Origin of the sequence: Nocardia noduli (assembly GCF_019038455.1) — a bacterium.
Taxonomy (GTDB): Bacteria; Actinomycetota; Actinomycetes; order Mycobacteriales; family Mycobacteriaceae; genus Nocardia; species Nocardia noduli.
Window position 1 is genome coordinate 1 of sequence record NZ_JAFMPL010000196.1, and the last position, 5,438, is coordinate 5,438.

Below are 5,438 nucleotides of genomic sequence, written 5' to 3' on the forward strand. Positions count from 1 at the left end.
CTCGGGTGGCGGGGGTGTTGGTTGCGCCGGGGAGTTACTGTCGTGCGGCGGGTTCGAGCGGGTCCACTGATTCGATGAACCGCAGTGGCACGAGCACTGCCGCGAGCCCGGGGCCGCCGTCGGTGTGGACGAGGGTGTGCCGTCGTCCGACCGCACGGACGTGGACACGGTGGCGGTGCCCGCCGCGGGTGGTGATCGTGGCGGGGGTCGTCGTGCGCCGTAGCCGGTGCAACTCGACCGTGATCAACACGAGACGGCCGTGCCTGGTGCCCATGTCGCCGGCTTCGGCTTCGGCTTCGGCCGGTTCGGTGTCGGTGATCACGGTCAGGCGTGCGGCGATGACCCCGCGAAGGCGGCGGATCCCTTCCCACGGGCTGGCCTGGTCGGCGAGGGCGTCGAGGCGGTCGAGCAGGTGACGCAGAAACCGGATCTGAATCTGGTTCGTGGCGTCTCACGCGGGTCATCGACGCTCATGCGGGATCCTCTCCCCGGTCAGGCCACCAGCCGGTCGTCGATGCCGAGCATCGCGACGGTGACGGCCGCGACTCGGCGAGGGTGGGCTGCCCGGTGACGGGCGCGGGCCGCGATCGCGGCATCGGTCGTGCGCGCCGCGTCGGTGGCCGGGCTCGGTTCGGCGTGCAGGCGCAAGTCGTAGCAGTCCTCGCGGACCGGGCCGCGCAACCGGGCGCGGATCTCGTCCTCGACCAGGACCTCGAGCACCTCGACGCCGCCAGGCGGACGCGACAGGTGATCGATAGCCTGGGTGTCGGTAGTGCCGAGTCGGGCCGCGGCCAGGGCCAGGACCCGGGACAAGGCCGCGTTCGGTGAGTGGGCGTGGCCGCGGTGCAGCAGTCCCAGCCATGCCCAGTCCTCGGGTGCCAGCTCGGCCAGCGCCTCGGCCATCGCGGCGCGCGCCCGCGTGGGCGCGTGCCCGGCGAGGGCGATCAACGCCGCCGCCGCTGCCGACGCGGTGAGCGTGGGCGCTTCGGTAGGTACTGGCTCGTTCATCGGGGATTCTCCTGGTCCTGGTGAGGCAGCAGGGGGTTCACGCGGATTCGGACGGGATCCGCCGCTGTCGAGATGAAGGGTGCGGTTCAGGGGTGTTCTTCGCGCATCTGTGACTCGACGCGGATCCGCTGCCAGGTACGCATGAGCCGATCACCCGGGCGTATGGCCGCGACGGCCTCGGCGCGGTCGCTGGCCTCGCACCACAGCTGCCCGTCGGGGCCGAGCACGGTGTACCAGCGCGGCTCCCAGTCACCCTGGTCGCAGGTGTAGGTCGAGTTCTCGGGATCGTTCACACGAAGGCCGACCTTTCGACAGTGGAGCGGTGCGCGCTGGCGCGGTGCGGGTCATGGAAGAAAGGCCCGTGATCGCGCCGCGGGCACCGCCGACGCGCGGACACCGGTGAGGTGGTGGGTGGCCGTATCCGAGCGGGGTGTCGGATACGGCCACTGCTCGCGCCCTGCCCTGACATACGGGTCGGAGCGCGCGGGACCGGGTTTCTAGAATGGAGGCTTCTCGCCTCCGCCGAATCCGTTCCCGAACCCGCCGCCGAATCCGCTGCCGCCGGTGGCCCACGGGTCGTCGTCACCACCACGGCTGCCTGCGGCGGCCCCGACGAGATCGCGGGAGCGATCGCTGCTACCGTTACTCGTGCTGGCGCGGTTGGCTTTTCGCTTGTTGACCGTGGCGGTGGCGTAGCGCAGCGACGGGCCGACCTCGTCGACCTCGAGTTCCACGACGGTGCGTTTCTCGCCTTCGCGGGTCTCGTAGGTGCGCTGCTTCAAGCGCCCGCTCACGATGACGCGCGCACCCCTGGTCAGTGACTCCGCGACGTTCTCCGCGGCCTCGCGCCAGGTGCTGCACCGCAGGAACAGCGCCTCGCTGTCCTTCCATTCGTTGGAATTGCGGTCGAAGTAGCGCGGGGTGGACGCGACGGTGAAATTCGCGACCGCGGCACCCGCGGGGGTAAAGCGGAGCTCTGGGTCGGCGGTCAGGTTTCCTATCACGGTGATGACGGTGTCTCCGGCCATGGTGGTTCTCCTCGAAGGTCGATGATCAACAGGGACAGATGAATTCGCGTGTGGGCGCGCGACGCCGCTGCGTGTCGGCCGTGGGCGGGATCAGCGCCGGAGTGCGCTGCCGAACCGGAGGTGGTCGACGTCGATATGCGGTTTCGGGCGAACTAGTGACCAGGTTCGGGATCAGCGGATTCATCGAGCGCGGCGAGCACGTCGGCGACCGAGTGCACGGCGCGGGCGTGGCCTTGGCCGATGAGTTGGTCGCAGCCCCGCGCGGCTGCGCTGGGGGCGGCGGGCACGGCCAGTACCGGGCGGTGCAGCCGTCGCGCCCACCGCGCGGTCGCGAGGCTGCCCGAGCGCGGTCCGGCCTCGGGAATCACCACCTGCCGCGACATGGCCGCGACCAGGCGATTGCGGGCGAGAAACCGCGAAGGTTCGACGCCGTCGCGGGGTGGGTATTCGGAGATGATCGCGCCGGTGGCGGCGATGGCGTCGAACACCTCAAGGTGGGCGGTGGGGTAGACGCGGTCGATCCCGGCCGCGGCCACGAGCGTGGTCGCCATCCCGTGGTCGAGGGCCGCCCGGTGGGCAAACACGTCCACGCCGTAGGCGCCACCGCTGACCATGTGCACACCACGGTCGGCCAGCGCGCCCGCGATCTCGCCGGTGATGGCGGCACCGCGCGGGGAGACCGCCCGCGATCCGACGACACCGACGCGGGTCAGGACCGAGACCGCCTCGATGGTGCCGCGCACCCAGACCGCCACCGGCGCGTCGAGGTACTGGCTGTCGCGGGAGTCGAGATCGTCGAAACCCAGTCCGGTCCAGGCGGGATCGTCGGGGGTGAGCAGCCACGCCCCGGCCCGCTCGGCGCGGTCGAGGTCGCGGGCGGCCAGCTCGGCCACCGATGCCCGCGTACCGGGTACGGCGGTGAGCGCGCCGATCCGGTCGGCGGCGTCCTCGATATCGGGTGCGACCGCCCGGGTGGCCACGACCACGCGGGAATAGGTGGACGGGAGCAGGGCTGCGCGGGCCAGGATCGCCCACGCCCGCAGTCGCGTATCGGAGACCGGGGCGATCGTGTGCATGGCAGTACTCCTCGACAGTGGTGGAAGGGGCAGGAACCCAGGAGGGCCGACGCACCGGATTGAGGTGTGGCGGGGTCTCATTCGGGTGCGACGGTGAAGCCGGTGAGGGTGTGCAGGGCCTGGCGCCAGTCGGGGAAGCGGGCGTGCAGGTGCTCATCGGGGATGCGGTGCCGACATCGCCTGCGCTGTAGCCCCACCCGACGCGGTCACGGGTGACTGCGATCAGACAGACCTCGCCGTCCCAGAGCCGCACCTGCCTGGCGTCCCCGTCGGCGGTTGGGTGCGCGGTGAGGTCGTCGTCGCCGTCACAGAACTGGAGACGTAGCCCCGTACGGGACTCGACGTCGGCAGGGGCCGGTGCCGGCGAGTGTGGAACGAGGTTGGAGGTCGAGGGATTCGAGATCGGTTCGGACATGCGGGTACTCCGGACTCCGATGGTCGAAGGCGGTGGCGAAGCATACGAACCGCTACGAGCGGGCGGCACGGGCCGGTGCCGCCCGCTCGTGTCGTATTCCGCGATGCCAGTCTCTCAGGAGGGGGCGATGTCGGTGAAGTCGACGGAGAAGGTGTCCGGCTCGACGGTGATGACGAACCAGGCGGCGGTGGCGGGGCCGCGCAGCATGTCGATCAGTGAGGGTCCGGACTCGGCGAACGGTGCGGTCAGCGGCAGGTATTCGACGAAGTCGTCACCCAGGGGCGGGCCGTGATGCCAGTGGGTGCCGTCGCCGTGGCCGTGGGCGTACACGACGTGCATCTTGTTGTCGGGGGGATCGGTGTCGGTCGGGGCTTGGCGTGGCAGGCCGTTGCTGACCAGGTAGATCCCGTTATCCTTGACCCAGATCAGCGACGGCGAGGCCACGCCGGATTCGTCGAAGGGCGGCAGCGAGTGGTTGGTGGCGGCCATGGCGTGCTCGGCGAGGCCGAGCACGTCGGTGCGGGGGAACCACAGCGAGACAGCGGTCATCGGGGCGGGGTGTCCTTCCTGGTGGGGTCGGTGGCCGATGTTCGGGCGGACTGCTGGACCAGGGCGCGCCAGACACGTGCACGGCCGCGGGGACGGGAGTGAGTCCGGTGAGCAGTCGCGGGTCCAGGCCGCGGTAGTAGTCGCTGCCCTCGAACTCGTGGCGGTGGGCCAGTTCGACCCGGACCCGGTCCCCGCCGCCGCTGGTGGGGGCGATCCGGTAGAGCAGTTGGTGGGCGGTGACCTCGCCGGTGGTGGTGTCGGCGATCACCGCGGTCAGCACCGTGTCCCAGCTGGTCGTGACCCAGGACGCGACCGCGTCGGCGGCCGGGGTGCGGTCGTGGCGGATCAGGCGCTGCCCTTCGGGCAGGTGCTCACGCAGATACCTCAGCGCCACGGTGTCGGTGTCGGTGTCGGTGGGCAGGGTGAGCGCGACCGCGCGTGGTCCGGTGAGCCGGTAGCGGGCCGGGAGCCGGTCTTCGGGATCGATACCGTCGAAGCCAGTGCGCGCGGTCACGGCCGAGCACGTATTCACCGCCGGGCGGGTCGTCGAATGCGTCGATCAACTCGGCGCGGCAGGCGGGGCTGCTCGCCTCGGCGAGGGTGGCGTCGCGGAAATCGCGCCAGTCTTCCCATTCCCAGCCGTGACCGGCGTCGATCACCACCGACCGGCCGTCGGTGGCGACGCCGTCGACATACACCGACACCCAGGTCTGGGCCGACGGGTCACGCACCACTACGACTTCGACGTTCGGTTCCGGCATGATTTCTCTCCTTCCTTGGTGGTCGAGGGGCTATCGGCGCAGGTATCGGGGGCGGGAGCGGGAGTAGCGCAGGCCGTTGGCGATGGTGCGATCGGCCTCGCCGGTGGTGAAGCCCTCGACCCCGACATGGACCGTGGCGGCGTCGGCGAGCACGGTGCGGGCCTGGTGGTCGCTGATCTCGTCGGCGGCCACCAGCCGCCCCAGCACGAGCGCGGACCGGAACAGGGTGTGGTTGCGCAGATGCACTCGGGCGGTGGTGACGCGGTGTGCTTCCCCGGCCAGGATCGCCGCGAGGTAGGCGTCCGGGTGTGACGCGACAACCGCCGACGAGACCGGTGCCGGACGCGGCGGGGTGAGCAGGGCGACGAGTTCGGGCGGGAGGTCGGCGACGGGGTGGTCGGCGGCGAGGGTGTAGTCGCCGTGACGGGTGCGGGACCCGGGGGCGATGACGTAGCCGCTGTGGCCGCGGGTGTCGATCCCGTCCCCGAGACGGCCGACGCTGCACGGCAGCCGCGGTGTGGCGGGGGCGGCGTAGTAGAGGTGCCAGCCGTGCGGTGTGCTCACCGTCCACGTGATCGGTACCGGGTGGGGCAGCCGGGTG

The 5,438-nt window shown here is 71.1% G+C and carries 8 protein-coding genes; all 8 read right to left on the reverse strand.

Annotated features, from left to right (window positions below; translation table 11 throughout):
- Window positions 1-34: 34 nt before the first annotated feature.
- Window positions 35-322 (reverse strand): hypothetical protein, encoded by a 288-nt coding sequence (locus JZ792_RS40595; protein ID WP_216918222.1) that lies wholly within the window; start codon window positions 320-322, stop codon window positions 35-37.
- A 170-nt stretch (window positions 323-492) separates the two neighbouring features.
- A complete protein-coding gene (locus JZ792_RS40600) occupies window positions 493-1,008 on the reverse strand; it encodes a hypothetical protein (RefSeq protein ID WP_216918225.1) in 516 nt (171 codons plus the stop codon).
- 86 nt (window positions 1,009-1,094) lie between these two features.
- On the reverse strand, window positions 1,095-1,301 hold the full coding sequence (locus JZ792_RS40605) for a hypothetical protein (protein WP_216918227.1): 207 nt from the start codon (window positions 1,299-1,301) through the stop codon (window positions 1,095-1,097).
- Window positions 1,302-1,505: 204 nt separating this feature from the next.
- Window positions 1,506-2,036 carry a single-stranded DNA-binding protein gene (locus JZ792_RS40610; RefSeq protein ID WP_216918230.1) on the reverse strand — a complete coding sequence of 177 codons (531 nt, stop codon included), beginning with the start codon at window positions 2,034-2,036 and terminating at the stop codon, window positions 1,506-1,508.
- Between the two features lie 152 nt (window positions 2,037-2,188).
- Entirely contained in the window at window positions 2,189-3,112 is a 924-nt protein-coding gene (locus JZ792_RS40615; RefSeq protein WP_216918232.1) for a DNA-processing protein DprA, read from the reverse strand.
- Between the two features lie 529 nt (window positions 3,113-3,641).
- Complete coding sequence (locus JZ792_RS40620; protein ID WP_216918235.1) at window positions 3,642-3,971, reverse strand: DUF3085 domain-containing protein; 330 nt, start codon at window positions 3,969-3,971, stop codon at window positions 3,642-3,644.
- Entirely contained in the window at window positions 3,937-4,590 is a 654-nt protein-coding gene (locus JZ792_RS40625) for a hypothetical protein (RefSeq protein ID WP_216918237.1), read from the reverse strand. The genes JZ792_RS40620 and JZ792_RS40625 overlap by 35 nt, the downstream gene beginning before the upstream one ends.
- Before the next feature lie 277 nt (window positions 4,591-4,867).
- The coding region (locus tag JZ792_RS40630) for a bifunctional DNA primase/polymerase (RefSeq protein WP_216918239.1) at window positions 4,868-5,438 on the reverse strand (571 nt) is incomplete at its 5' end.

Bases quoted from the DNA above. Each gene is read 5' to 3' on its own strand.
- JZ792_RS40600 (WP_216918225.1), bottom strand. From the start codon at position 1,008: ATGAACGAGCCAGTACCTACCGAAGCGCCCACGCTCACCGCGTCGGCA.
- JZ792_RS40610 (WP_216918230.1), bottom strand. From the start codon at position 2,036: ATGGCCGGAGACACCGTCATCACCGTGATAGGAAACCTGACCGCCGAC.
- JZ792_RS40615 (WP_216918232.1), bottom strand. From the start codon at position 3,112: ATGCACACGATCGCCCCGGTCTCCGATACGCGACTGCGGGCGTGGGCG.